The 13,176-nt window shown below is 71.6% G+C and carries 8 protein-coding genes and 1 other RNA gene; 5 read left to right on the top strand and 4 right to left on the bottom strand.

The window, feature by feature from the left end; translation table 11 throughout:
• Nucleotides 1-102: 102 nt before the first annotated feature.
• Both ACFQRJ_RS08455 and ACFQRJ_RS08450 read left to right on the top strand, forming a co-directional pair.
• Entirely contained in the window at nucleotides 103-1,425 is a 1,323-nt protein-coding gene (locus ACFQRJ_RS08455; protein WP_377018561.1) for a glycoside hydrolase family 125 protein, read from the top strand.
• 114 nt (nucleotides 1,426-1,539) lie between these two features.
• A complete protein-coding gene (locus ACFQRJ_RS08450; RefSeq protein ID WP_377018560.1) occupies nucleotides 1,540-2,070 on the top strand; it encodes a transcriptional regulator in 531 nt (176 codons plus the stop codon).
• 30 nt (nucleotides 2,071-2,100) lie between these two features.
• Here the strand turns inward: ACFQRJ_RS08450 and ACFQRJ_RS08445 are convergent, their stop codons facing one another.
• Entirely contained in the window at nucleotides 2,101-5,538 is a 3,438-nt protein-coding gene (locus ACFQRJ_RS08445; protein WP_377018559.1) for a DNA polymerase III subunit gamma and tau, read from the bottom strand.
• A 154-nt stretch (nucleotides 5,539-5,692) separates the two neighbouring features.
• On the opposite strand from ACFQRJ_RS08445, the gene ACFQRJ_RS08440 reads away from it, so the two are divergent.
• Nucleotides 5,693-7,192, top strand: a complete 1,500-nt coding sequence (locus ACFQRJ_RS08440) for a hypothetical protein (protein WP_377018558.1) — start codon at nucleotides 5,693-5,695, stop codon at nucleotides 7,190-7,192.
• A gap of 17 nt (nucleotides 7,193-7,209) precedes the next feature.
• Here ACFQRJ_RS08440 and ACFQRJ_RS08435 read toward each other — a convergent pair whose 3' ends face one another.
• Nucleotides 7,210-8,322, bottom strand: a complete 1,113-nt coding sequence (locus tag ACFQRJ_RS08435; RefSeq protein ID WP_377018557.1) for a hypothetical protein — start codon at nucleotides 8,320-8,322, stop codon at nucleotides 7,210-7,212.
• A gap of 168 nt (nucleotides 8,323-8,490) precedes the next feature.
• Here ACFQRJ_RS08435 and ACFQRJ_RS08430 point away from each other — a divergent pair, with 168 nt between their 5' ends.
• Nucleotides 8,491-9,996 carry a dicarboxylate/amino acid:cation symporter gene (locus tag ACFQRJ_RS08430; protein WP_377018556.1) on the top strand — a complete coding sequence of 502 codons (1,506 nt, stop codon included), beginning with the start codon at nucleotides 8,491-8,493 and terminating at the stop codon, nucleotides 9,994-9,996.
• A gap of 148 nt (nucleotides 9,997-10,144) precedes the next feature.
• Here the strand turns inward: ACFQRJ_RS08430 and ACFQRJ_RS08425 are convergent, their stop codons facing one another.
• Entirely contained in the window at nucleotides 10,145-11,008 is an 864-nt protein-coding gene (locus ACFQRJ_RS08425) for a type II CAAX prenyl endopeptidase Rce1 family protein (protein ID WP_377018555.1), read from the bottom strand.
• Between the two features lie 275 nt (nucleotides 11,009-11,283).
• Nucleotides 11,284-11,380: signal recognition particle sRNA small type (gene ffs, locus ACFQRJ_RS08420), an RNA gene on the bottom strand.
• 214 nt (nucleotides 11,381-11,594) lie between these two features.
• Between ffs and ACFQRJ_RS08415 the strand changes: the two genes are divergently transcribed.
• On the top strand, nucleotides 11,595-13,154 hold the full coding sequence (locus ACFQRJ_RS08415; RefSeq protein ID WP_377018554.1) for an alanine/glycine:cation symporter family protein: 1,560 nt from the start codon (nucleotides 11,595-11,597) through the stop codon (nucleotides 13,152-13,154).
• The last annotated feature ends 22 nt before the right edge of the window (nucleotides 13,155-13,176 follow it).

Here is a 13,176-nt window from a genome sequence, read left to right as displayed (position 1 = left end):
TGCCTCTCCTCACGCGAGCCGTCCTCACCGCGAGATGTTTGTCCATCGCTGGGACATACATCGGTAGCCTGGCGACCGGACCGACCCCCGACGAGGAGAACCATGGCCCAGCTGCCCGACGCCCTGCTCGACGCCGTCCACGCACGAGTCCTGGACGGTCTCGGCGACGTCGCCCCGGCCACGGAGATCGCCCGCCGGGTGGTCACCTATCTGCGCAACACCGCCGAGACCACCGTGCACCGCGAGGACGACGGGACCACCTTCGTCATCACCGGTGACATCCCCGCGATGTGGCTGCGGGATTCCGCCGCTCAGCTCACCCCCCTGCTGCGCCTGGTCGTGGCCGGGGTCGGCTCCGCGCAGGACCGTGCCGTGCTGGTGGAGCTGCTGAACGGGCTGCTGCGCCGGCACTGGCAGTACCTCGTCATCGATCCCTACGCCAACGCCTTCAACCGCACCCCGTCTGCCTCGCACTGGGACGAGGACGAGACGGACCGCGACAACCCCTGGGCGTGGGAGCGCAAGTTCGAGCTGGATTCTCTTTCGTACGGGCCGGACCTGGCCTGGCGGGTCTGGAAGGCCACCGGGGACACCTCCTGGGCCGACGGGAACTTCGTGCCCGCCGCCCGCGCGATCCTGACGACGGTGCGCACCGAGCAGAACCATGAGGAGCGCTCCGAGTACTTCTTCCGCCGGCCCGGCGCTCCGGCCCAGGACACCCTCGCCCGCGAGGGGCGCGGCTCCCTCACCGAGCCCAACGGCCTGGTGTGGGCAGGGTTCCGTCCCAGCGATGACGCCTGCGAGCTGGGCTACAACATCCCCGGCAACCATTTCCTCGCGCTCGCTCTGGAGAGGCTCGCCGAGCTGCTCGAGCATGTCGCCGGCGAGGCCGAGGATGCCGCGGAGGCACGCCGGCTCGCCGCCGAGATCCGGGAGGCGCTGGCGGCGCACGGCCTGGTCGAGGGGCCGGACGGCGAGAAGATCTGGGCGCACGAGATCGACGGCCGCGGCAACCACGTGTTCCTCGATGATGCGAACGTGCCCAGCCTGCTGGCCCTGCCGTACCTCGACTGCGTGGCGATGGACGACCCCACCTACCTCGCCACCCGCGCCGCGGTGCTCTCACGGACGAACCCGTACTACTTCGCGGGCCTGTTCCTGGAGGGCGTCGGGTCGCCGCACACCCCCAAGGACCACGTGTGGCCGATCGGCAAGGCCGTCGAAGGCCTCACCTGCGGTGATGACGGCGAGCGCCTGCGGATCCTCGAGCAGCTGATCCGCACCGACGGGGGCACGGGGATGATGCACGAGGGTGTTCACGTCGATGATCCGACGGTCTTCACTCGCGAGTGGTTCTCGTGGTCGAACTCGATGTTCTGCGAGCTGGCGCTGGATCTGGCGGGGGTTCGCCGCACGGCGGAGTGACCCGGGGCGACCGGGCGGAGTCGCGGCGCTGGGCATCGTGACGGGCGCGTTGTACCGTCGTGGCCACCCGCCGCAGATCCAGCGGGCGTCGCCAGCGAGAACAGGACATGCACGATGCCGTCGTTGCCGCATCCCTACGACTCCAGCGAGCCGGTCTCCGAGTGCAAGGTGACCCAGGCACCGGAGGTCCCCACCGCGGTCGTCTCTCAGCGTGATTTCCCGATGTACGAGATGTCGACCCTCATGGACGGCACGTTCTCGCACCTGGTCCCGGCGCTGGAGGAGGCAGGAGTGCACCCGATCGGGCCGGCCTTCGCGCTGCACCACCGGGCGCCGGTCTCCACGGCGGACGTCGAGGTCGGTTTCCCGGTGGACAAGCCGCTGCCGGCACCCATCACGCTGCCCAGCGGGTACGAGGTCATTGCCTCGGTGCTGCCGGCCGGTCGCGTGGCCTGGGTCAGTCACGTCGGTGGATACGGCGGCCTGGCGGAGAGCTGGGGCGCGTTCACCGAGGAGGTCGGCGACCGCCGGGAGCAGATGACCTACCCGTTCTGGGAGTTCTACGTGAGCCCGCCCTCGCCCGGGGTGGACCCGGCGACGCTGCGCACCGATCTGTTCAGTCTGCTGGAGCCGCGCGAGGGCTGACGGGCGGCCCGGTGGCTCCCGCCGGCCGGATCAGTACCGGTCGGTCTCGTCGATGACCTCGATGATCTTGCCGCCGAGGACCGTTTCGATGACCTCACGGCCATTGCGCGTGGCCACCACGGCGTCCTCGTCGTCGCGGGACGCGCCGCCGGTGGGGTCGACGGGGGCCGAAGCGCCCTCAGCGGGCTCCGCGGTGCCGCTGCGTGTGCGCAGACCGGCCGTGCGAGAGGCCAGCGCAGCTTCGCGGGCCAGGGCGGCTCCGGTGCGGGCGGGGGCGGGAGCCTGGGCCTCCGGCGCTGCGGGCGACTCCGACGGCGCGGAACGATCCGGCGCCGAGACCGGGCTGGGCGCCGAGCTGACCGTCGCCGCGGCACCCCATGACGCGGCTGCCCGCGCAGATGCCGACTCGGCCGGCGGCTCCGAGGGCGTCACAGATGGCGCCGGCGACTGCGAGTCCGTCGCAGACGGCGCCGGCGACTCGACGGGCCCCGCAGACGGGATCGCCCTCTCGACGGGGACTGCCCCGGCCGGCTCCTCGTCACCGGGCGAGGGAACTGCCGGGTCGTCGGCGGCAGGCGCCACCGGCTCCTCGTGTGCTCCGGCGTCGGAAGGCAGTGCGTCCGACCACGGGCGCGTGTCACGGGTGGCGGGGCGGGAATGGACCACTCGGTCTTCGGCGATCGCCCGCCGCAGGGCGTTCTGTCCATAGGTGCGGGGCTGGCCCGGAGGCAGGGTGTCGCGGCCTTCGTCCTCCACGACGGGGATCTCGGTCGCCGGCTCGTCGCGGACGCCCGTCTCCGGCTCGGCACGGATGCCTGCTCCGGGCTCGGCGCGAGGGCCTGGCTCGGGCTGGGCGCTGCTGCCCGTTGCCGGCTCACCGGGAACGTCGGCTGCCGGTGCCGGTGCGAGAGCGTCGGACCAGCGGGTGGAGGGCCCCGGCGCCTCGGGAGCAGGTGCGGACGGATCCCGCTGCGGGGGCGCGCTCTGCTGCGGAGCGGCATGGGCGCGGTGCGGTGCGACGTCCTGAGGCGGAAGATCCTCGGGATCGGGCGGATACGGGTCGTCGGGCTCGGGAGGGAAGTCCTCGGGGCGCTCCGCAGTGATCGTGCCGCCCTCGCGACGGGCATGCGGGGCCGCGGGTGAGGACTGGCTGCGCGCGGGCGCCGTCCCTGCGCCGGAGCGATCAGCGGCCCGGGGTGCGGAGGAGGGCGGGCCTCCGCCCTGCGCGCTGCCCTGCGGCGCCATGGCGGGCTCGGCCTCGCCCCAGGACGGGACCGGACGTTCCTGGCCCGGTGCACCGGGAGCCGCCGACGCCTCGGGGCGGCCCCGGTCCCATCGGTTCCCGGCGGCAGCCGGGACGGACCGGGCGATGCCGGTCTCCGGGCCACCGTCGGCGTCGGGACCGGACCCGCCTCCGCCTCCGTCATCGGGACCGCCATCGTCCGGGCCGCCGTCACCGGGACCTCCGGGCCCCGGGTCCTCGGCCACGATCGCGTCGACCGTGACCTCGACGCGCATGATGCGCCTGACGGCGTCGGCGACGTTCTGCGCGACGGTCCCTCGACGGAACGCCGCGACCAGGCCCTCGGTGCGGAACCCGACCAGCAGCGTCGAGCCGTTCATCGAATTGACGTGCGCGTTCTGGGCGACCAGCACCCAGCTGGGGCGCCGGATCTGGGCGAGCTCGTCGAGGATGGCCGACCAGTGCTCGCGCACCGTGGCCGCGTCCACGATGCCCTGGGCCCGCCCGTCGACGCCGGAAGAGTTCGCCGCTGCCTCCGCCGTGGAGGCCGCGGCCGGTGGAGCGGCCTGCTGCGCGGCAGCCCGAGGTTCCACGGGCGTCTGCGACGGGCGCGAGGGCTGGGCGTCCCAGCCATCCTGTGCCGGGCGCGACGGCTGGGCGTCCCCACCGCCCTGGGCAGGGCGCGAGGGCCCGGAGTCGCGGTCACTCTGGGCCGGCCGGGAGGGCGTGCTGTCCCATCCGTCCGGCGCCGATCGGCCGTCAGGTCGTGCGGCGGCCTGGCCCTCGCGGGCTGCAGGAGCGTTCTGCCGCTCCCCGGGTCCGGGCGCCGGCTGCCGTCCGGGAACGGCGGAATCGGGCCGCTCCCCCGCCGCCTGCGAGGAGGCGGCCTGGGAGGGAGCGTTGCCGCTGCGCGCCTGCCGGGCCGCTTCGACCTTCTCCTGGGCGATCCGGCGAGCCTCTTCGCGGCCACCGGATGCCGCCGGCGCCGGCTGCGAGCCCTGAGCGGCCGACGTCGGACCGGCGGACGGGCCTGCGGCGGCCTGGCCTCCCTGCCCGGGCGGGGCCGAGGCCGGGCGGCCCTCTGCCGGTGCTTGCCCATCGGCTCGAGCGGGGGCAGCGGCCCGCTCGTCGCGCAGCACCAGCCGCGCGGCGAGCAGTTCGAGGTGCAGCCGCGGTGAGGTCGCCCCGCTCATGGTCGAGAGCGTCTCGTGGACGAGGTCACCGCAGACGGACAGGTCCGCGGGCGCGAACATCCCCGCCTGGGTGCGCATGCGCTCGAGCTCGTCCGCCGGGACCTGCGGCAGCAGATCTGCGCCGCGATCCGGCACGGCGGCCAGGACGATCAGGTCCCGCATCCGCTCGAGCACGTCCTCCACGAAACGGCGGGGCTCGTGCCCGGTGGCCAGGACATGCTCGACCGCCTCGTACAGGGAGGCGGCGTCACGCTGGGCGACCGCGGTGATGGCGGTATCCAGCAGCGCGGTGTCGGTGAAGCCCAGCAGCGCGATCGCGGTGGGGAAGTCGAGCCCGTCCTCACCGGCGCCGGCCATCAGCTGGTCCAGCACCGAGAGCGAGTCACGCGCCGAGCCTCCTCCGGCGCGCACCACCAGCGGCATCACGCCCTCGCCGACTTGCACGCCCTCGGCCGCGCAGACCTCATCGAGGTACGGAGCCAGCACCTGCGGCGGGATCAGGCGGAACGGGTAGTGGTGGGTGCGCGAGCGGATGGTGCCGATGACCTTGTCCGGCTCGGTGGTCGCGAAGACGAACTTCACGTGCTCCGGAGGCTCCTCGACGAGCTTGAGCAGCGCGTTGAAGCCCGCGGAGGTGACCATGTGCGCCTCATCGATGATGAACACCTTGTAGCGATCGCGCACCGGCGCGAAGGACGCTCGCTCGCGCAGCTCGCGGGCGTCGTCCACGCCACCGTGGCTGGCGGCGTCGATCTCGACCACGTCGAGACTGCCGGAGCCGCCGCGGGCCAGGTCACGGCAGGAATCGCACTGCCCGCACGGCGTATCCGTCGGCCCCTCGGCGCAGTTCAGGCAGCGGGCGAGGATGCGCGCCGAGGTGGTCTTGCCGCAGCCTCGCGGACCCGAGAACAGATAGGCGTGACCGATGCGGCCCGCGCGCAGCGCACGCCGCAAGGGCGTGGTGACGTGGTCCTGGCCGATCACCTCGGCGAAGGACTCCGGGCGGTAACGACGGTACAGAGCGGTGGCCACCCCCACAGGCTAATGGAGACGACCGACGACCCCGCCTGTCGTGCACATGTTGGGGACAGCACTCCCCTGGGGAGGAACCGCGGCCGTGACGGGCGTGCGACCATCCGTCCACGGCCGGGCGGGCAGAGAGCGCGGCGCACCGGTCGATGGAAAGATGTCGAGCATGTTCGCCCTCACCCCGTCCGAGGAGGACGTACGCCCCCGGCCGACCTCCGCCATGCAGATCGTGCTGGGGCTGGCGCTGGCCATTCTGTGCCCCGTCGCCACCCTGCTGGCCGCCTACTACGCCCCGTACCAGAGCCCGCTGGGCTACGTCGCGGCGGCCGTGGTCGAGCTGCCGTTGCTGATCTACGTGCTCGTCGACGGGGCAGGATGGATCCGCGCCACTCGCCGCTCGCGTCCGGTGGACGCCGTCCCCGCCGCCTGCGCCCTGGTCGCCTCGGGGATCTCCCTGTTCCTCGTGCTGACGCTCGCCGCGGCTCACGGGATCCGCGACAGTGCCCTGCCCCGCCTTCGCCTGGGCATCCCGCTGCCGCCGGACCTGCCGTACCTCATCGCCCTCGGCCTGGTCACGGTCACGGTGCTCATCGCGGTGCTCTCGCTCCTCCTGCTGGTCCTCAACGCTCGTGACCGGCGCAGCGCCGTCCAGGAGGAGCCCGACCGCTCCGCCGATGCGATGGACCGCGCAGTCGAGGGCGAAGACGGCACCACTGCCGACGAGCACGCCGAGGACGAGGGCGCGTCCGCTGCCGTGCCGACAGGTCCCCGGGTGGTCACGCGCGCATCCGACGGCATGCTGCGCAGGCTGGTCTCCCCCGGAACCGGGATCCTCCTGCTCCTCGGCGCACTCGCCTCGCTGAGCGCCACAGTGCTGATCACGCTGAGCGGCATCGACGACGACCGGGCCGGCCAGGTGGCGTGGATCGTGCCGCTGTCCGCCGTGCCCGCTCCACTGTGGGCGGTGATCGAGTCGCTGTGGCGACGGGACGAGAAGCTCGGCATCACCCTGGCGGCTCTGTACCGCGCGCTCACGCTGCCCTTCGTGACGGTCGGCGTGGTCCTGTTTCCGAGCGTCCTGGTCGGGCTGCTGCCGCCGGTGTGGCGGGGGTTCGCCTCCCGGCCGCTGGGGGCGATCGACTGGGCCGGCTTCGTCACGCGGGACGTGCCGCTGCCGGGATGGGTCGGGATGGCGGCGCTGATGGCCCTGCTCTTCGGAATGCTGGGCGCGCTGGCGCTGACGGTGTTCGTCATCCTGCCGCTCACCGCCGCCTTCCTGCCTCACATCGCGATCGGTGACAACGCCCTGAGCACGAAGCCGGAGGATCACCGGCGCAACGTCCGAGCCATCCGCGCGCTGGCCGCTCTGATCCCACTGGTCTTCGTCTTCGCGGTGCTGATGACGAATGCGGAGGCCGGAAGCGTCCGCTGGTGGGCAGCAATGGCGACCGTCGTCGTCATGGTCGCGCTGGCCGTGTACATCCGGCGCACCCAGCGCGTCGATCACGCCCGCCGGCGCAGCCCGGCGTGGGGGTCCGCCGCACCGGATCCGGACTCCGGCACTGATTCCGACTCCAGCTCTGGTTTCGATTCCAGCTCCGATTCCGGTTCCGGTTCCGGTTCCGGCTTCGACTACACCTCCGACTCCGAGAAGTAGTACGGCGGTCCAGGCGCTCAGCTCCCCCGCCCGTCGCCGTCGTCCGAATCGTCCGACGTCGAAGCCTCGCTCGACCTGGCCGACGTGCGCGCCGCACCAGGGTCCTCGGAGGCCGTCGCCCGGCTCGAGCCTCCCGAGGTGCGCGCCTCGTGCAGCCGCTTCGCGCGCGCCCGCAGGCGCTGGCGGGTGATGACGAAGACGACGAGCACCACGATGACCGGAACGGCGATGTCGGCCACCCAGTCCGGGATGTCAACGGGCAGATCCAGGTCCGGTATCCATCCCAACAGCCGCTCGCGCAGCCAGGCCAGGCCGTCGCGGACGGGCCGGAGGAGGTTCGAGAGAAATTCCTGCACCGGGCCCAGGATCCTGTCCCGAAGCTCCACCAGTGGCCGCAGCAGATCGGCGATCCACTCCCTGATCGGCGCGATGAAGGCGGCGATCGCGTCGGTCACGGGCTGGATGCGGGCAAGGATCCATTCGATCGCCGGTCGGAGGAACCCGCTGAACAGCGCCCCGATCCCGAGCAGCGGCAGCAGGAACCCGGCGGCCTTGGCCAGTGCCGCGAGCAGGGCGTAGCGCGTGGGATGGGCGGTGCGCCGACGATCGCGGGCGGCCGACGGGCTGCCCTCCTCGGGCGCGAGCGGGATCCGCTGGAGACCGCTGCGGACGTCGACCTCCCCGGCGCCGCCCAGGCCGGCAGTGCGCACGGCGATCACCTCGGCGTCGGCGAGCTCACCGTCCTTGCCCGGGCGGCGCACCGTGGCGTAGGTGACGGTGAAGTTCTCCTCCAGTCGGAACGCCAGGCCGTCATCCTGCGGATCCCCTTCGGAGGCGGCCTTCTGCTCGGCCTTGGGGTCGTGCTCGACGCCGTCGATGGTGACCGTGAAGGAGGTGCCGAGGAAGCAGTGCCGCACGCGGACCAGGTAGTCATGACCGTCGGCCCGGCCGCTGTAGTCGACGTCGGCCGCGAACCGCGTCGGTTCCTGCGCGGCCGGAGCCTCGGCTTCCGGACGGCTCGCGGTATCGGCGAGGCCCTCGGGCTCGGAACGGGCGGCAGGTTCGGCGAGACTCTCGGGTTCGGATCGGGCCGCGGACTCGGGGTGGCGACCGCTGCGGGGCTCGGGCATGGCTCCACGGTGCCAACCCGCCGCGGCCGGCACATCGTCCGCGCGGCGACGTTTCAGGCCGCTCCCATCAGCCGACCGGCGGAGGCCGCTCGAGGCATAAGCAGTCCTTGTGTGATGCCGTAGGCAAAGTATTGATCCGAACCCCTCACGCGCGTAGCGTCTTCGGCTGTGAATACTTCAACCTCCTCCCCCGCCAGCGAGGCGCCCCCCACGCGCTCTCGCAATCCGCTGCGCGCGATCACGCGGATCCCCTTCGGCTGGCAGGTCCTCATCGGCCTCGTCCTCGGCGTGGTCCTCGGGCTGGTCGCCGCGCAGATCGGTCCCGTGCCCGGCGCGGGCGAAGACGGCGGTGACGGCCCGAACTGGCTGACCACGACCCTCGAGACCATCGGCTCGATCTTCGTGACGCTGCTGAAGGCCCTGGTCCCGCCGCTGATCTTCCTCGCGATCGTCACCTCCATCGCGAACCTGCGCAACGTCACCAACGCCGCCCGATTGGCGTGGAAGACGCTGCTGTGGTTCGCGATCACCTCCATGATCGCCGTGCTGATCGGCATCGGCCTGGGCGCCCTGACCACGCCCGGTGCGAACTCCGGCGTCTCCGCGGACGCCGCCGAGGCCTCCTCCACCCAGGGCACCTGGCTCGACTTCCTCACCGGCCTGGTCCCGGCCAACTTCCTGGGCATCGAGGGCAGCGTGGGCGACGACGGCTCGGTCTCGCTCGGCTTCAACGCCCTGCAGATCCTGGTCATCTCCATCGCCGTCGGCATCGCGGTGCTCTCCGTGGGCGAGAAGGCCGAGCCGTTCCTGCGGTTCACCGGCTCCGCGCTGGAGATCGTGCAGAAGATGCTGTGGTGGGTCATCCGCCTCGCCCCGATCGGCACCGTGGGCCTGCTCGGCAACGCGGTGGCCAGCTACGGCTGGGAGGCCATCGGCCAGCTCGGCGTGTTCACGGCCGACATCTACATCGGCCTGCTGCTGGTGCTGCTGGTCGTCTACCCGGTGCTGCTGAAGGTCAACGGCCTCAGCGTCGCCTCGTTCTTCCGCGGCGTGTGGCCGGCGACCTCGCTCGGCTTCGTCTCCCGCAGCTCGCTGGGCACCATGCCGATGACCCAGACCGTCACCGAGCGCATGGGCGTGCCGCGCCACTACGCCTCCTTCGCGGTCCCGCTGGGCTCGACCACCAAGATGGACGGCTGCGCCGCGATCTACCCGGCCCTGGCCGCGATCTTCGTGGCGAACTTCTACGGCGTCTCCCTCGGCGTCACGGATTACCTGCTGATCGTGCTGGTCTCCGTGCTGGGCTCGGCGGCCACCGCGGGCATGACCGGCGCGACCGTCATGCTCACGCTGACGCTGTCCACGCTGGGCCTGCCGCTGGAGGGCGTGGGCCTGCTGCTCGCCGTCGACCCGATCCTCGACATGGGCCGCACCGCGTTGAACGTGACCGGCCAGTCACTGGTGCCGGTGATCGTCTCCCGCCGCGAGCGGATCCTGGACCACGAGACCTACGACGCCGCGCGCCGCACCTCGTTCCAGGCCATCCAGGCTGAGCAGGCCGAGGAAGCACGAGCGGCCGCGGCCGCCCACGCCGAGGCCACCGAGCCGGGCGCCCCGGCCGATGACGCGATCATCGACCCCGATGCCCGGGAGAAGCAGGCCACCTCGGTCTGACCCCTGGCGGAGGCACCGCTGAGCGGGGCTCCGGAGTGCAGAGTGCGGCGCATGTGCGCCCTCGGCATTCCGGGGCCCCGCTTCTGCGTCCATGGACGCCTGGTGGCCATCACGTCCGACCTCTGACACCCAGGTGGCGCAGTACGGATCACCGGTCCGGCTGGTCTGATCCGTCGGCACCGACCCGGCGGGCCGGACCGGCGGCGCGCAGCACCATCCAGGCCACCGCGAGCCACAGCGCCCACGAGGCCACGTCCAGCAGCCACCCGAGGCCCGGGCCGAGGGGTCCCAGCACGTTCTGCTCGATCCCGACACGGAGGCTGTTGAGCAGCCCGTGGCCGATGACGGCCGCCCAGACGGTCCCGGAGATCTCTCGCAGCGCCGACAGCAGCGGCGCAACGGCGACGATCGTGCCCAGATAGGCGATCGCCTCCCGCGGAGAGAACCCGAAGGCGACCACGATCGGCAGATGCCACACGGCCCACATCACCCCGACGCTCAGCGACATCGCCCAGAAGCCGAGCGGCGCGAGCTCTCGGTGCAGCCAGCCTCGCCAGCCGGCCTCCTCGCCGATCGCGAACGCGGCCTGCATGACGAAGACGGCCGGGACCGCTGCCACGAGGCCGGCCAGCGGCGGGCCGTCGGCCATCGGCGGAGCCCCCGCACCGAACCCGATCAGCACACGGGCCAGCGGGACCACGGTGAAGGCCGCGACGGCAGCGAGGGCGGCGATGCCCAGCGCCCTCCAGGAGGGCACGGCCAGCGCGAGCGAGCGCCACCATCTCTCTCCGCGGCGGCGGACCAGGAGGGCGGCGATCAGCGGGAAGAGCTGGGCCAATGGCACGATGACGCCGACGGCGGCCTCCGGCAGCACTCCGCTGGCGAACGGGATCGAGAGGGCGACGGTAGCGGCAGTGGCCACGGCCATGAACAGGGCGACGCGTCCGTAGACGGGACGAGCATCGGAGGCGGACGCGGAGAGCGCCGGGGGCACGGCGGAATTCGAGGACATCGTGCGCTCCTGAGGGACGGTGCGCGGCGCCGGGTGCGATTCCGCGTCGGGCTCCACCGTAGGAATCCGGCACCGGCGCCGGATACGGGGCTCCCCGCCGCATCGGGTGGAGGACATCCCCCACGACGAGAGCAGCTGTGCCCTGGGGAACCACCGGCTCAACGGCTGGTCGGTGCAGTCACCATGTCGGCCGCAGGCAGTCTGCTGATCGGGTCCGCTCCGTCGGCCGCCATCGGCGCAGCACATCGGCCGCGCGCACCCGCCGGCCGGAGGGCATGAAGGACCCCTCGCGCACCTGCCAGAGCCCGCCTGCCCTTGCTGCCGTCAAGCCCTGGGGGAGTTCAGCGAGGTGACACCGCACGAGGGGTCGCTTACAAGTGTAACGGCTCCTCCCGGGCGACTTCGAACCGGTGTGCGCCATGCCGCTTCCCTGACAGTTTGATCACGACCCGGCAACGCGGAGCTGAATACGGGCTCGACGCCGAGACGGTCGGGTAGGTTTCCTCCAGCGCGCGGCCGTGTCCCCGGTCACGCACCTCCGGTGTCGACGTCGCCACCGCTTCCTCAATGCCTCAGGAGGGCTGACATGACTTTCGCCGACGTGGTCGGGATGCTGAACGGGGTGGTCTGGGCTCTGCCCTTGGTCATCCTGTTGCTGCTGGCCGGCCTCTACTTCACCCTGCGCACCGTGTTCCTGCAGATCCGGTGCATCCCGGATATGGTCTCGCAGCTGAAGAAGGGCGAGTCCTCTCCCGACGGCACGTCCTCCTTCCAGTCCCTCATGATGTCCCTGGCCGGCCGCGTGGGCATGGGCAACATCGGCGGCGTCGCCACGGCGATCGCCCTCGGCGGCCCCGGCGCCGTGTTCTGGATGTGGGTGATCGCGCTGCTCGGCGCCGCGACCTCCTTCATCGAGTGCACCCTGGGCCAGATCTACAAGGAGAAGGACCTCGACACCGGCGAGTACCGAGGTGGCCCGGCCTATTACATCGAGAAGGCGTACAAGCACACCGCCGCCGCTCCGGTCTTCAAGGTCTACGCGGCCGTGTTCGCGGCGCTCACCATCATCGCCATGTGCTTCTTCCTGCCGGGCGTGCAGGGCAACGGCGTCTCCTCGGCCGTCTTCGAGGCCTGGGACATCCCGCATTGGATGACCGCCGTGGGCCTGATCATCCTGCTGGCCTTCATCATCATCGGCGGCGTCAAGCGCATCGCGCACTTCGCGATGATCGTGGTGCCGATCATGGCTCTCCTGTACATCATCCTGGCGCTGGTCGTGTTCTTCGTGAACTTCGACCAGATCGGCCACGTCTTCGGCACCATCTTCTCCAGCGCCTTCGGCATGAACGCGGCCTTCGGCGCGATCGTGGGCAAGGCCATCGAGATGGGCGTCAAGCGAGGCCTGTACTCCAACGAGGCCGGCCAGGGCACGGGCCCGCACGCGGCGGCAGCCGCCGAGGTCTCCCACCCCGCCAAGCAGGGCTTCGCGCAGTCCTTCGCGGTCTACGTCGACACCCTGTTCGTGTGCACCGCCACCGCGTTCCTGATCATCTCGACGAACATGTACCAGGTGTTCGCGCTCGACGAGGAGACGGTGCTGTACCAGGGCGCCATCCCCGAGGGCACCGACTACGGCCCCGAGTACGCGCAGAACGGTTTCGAGACCGTCTTCCAGGGCCTCGGGCCGACGTTCGTGGCGATCGCCCTGTTCTTCTTCGCCTTCACCACGATCGTGGCCTACTACTACATGGCCGAGGTCAACCTGACCTACCTCAACCGCTTCATCCCCAGCCGCACCGTGCGCCGCGTGCTGATCCGTTGCCTGCAGGCGCTGATCCTGGTCTCGGTGGTCTACGGCTCGGTCGCCACCACCGGTGACGCCTGGGCGCTCGGGGACGTCGGCGTGGGCCTGATGGCATGGCTGAACGTCGTCGCGATCCTCATCATGCAGGGACCGGCGCTGAAGGCCCTGAAGGACTACCAGCAGCAGAAGAAGCAGGGGCTGGATCCCCAGTTCGACCCGCGCAACGTCGGCATCCGCAACGCCGAGTTCTGGGAGCTGCGGGCCGACGGGCTGATCACACCCGGCGCGACCGGCGAGGAGATCGCGGGCCGCACCAAGGGCCCGGAGACCCGCCCGCTCTGAGAGCCCACACTGCGGTGAACCG

It is taken from the genome of Brachybacterium sp. GCM10030252, assembly GCF_042666535.1.
GTDB lineage: Bacteria > Actinomycetota > Actinomycetes > Actinomycetales > Dermabacteraceae > Brachybacterium.
This window is presented reverse-complemented; position numbering and strand designations above follow the sequence as displayed.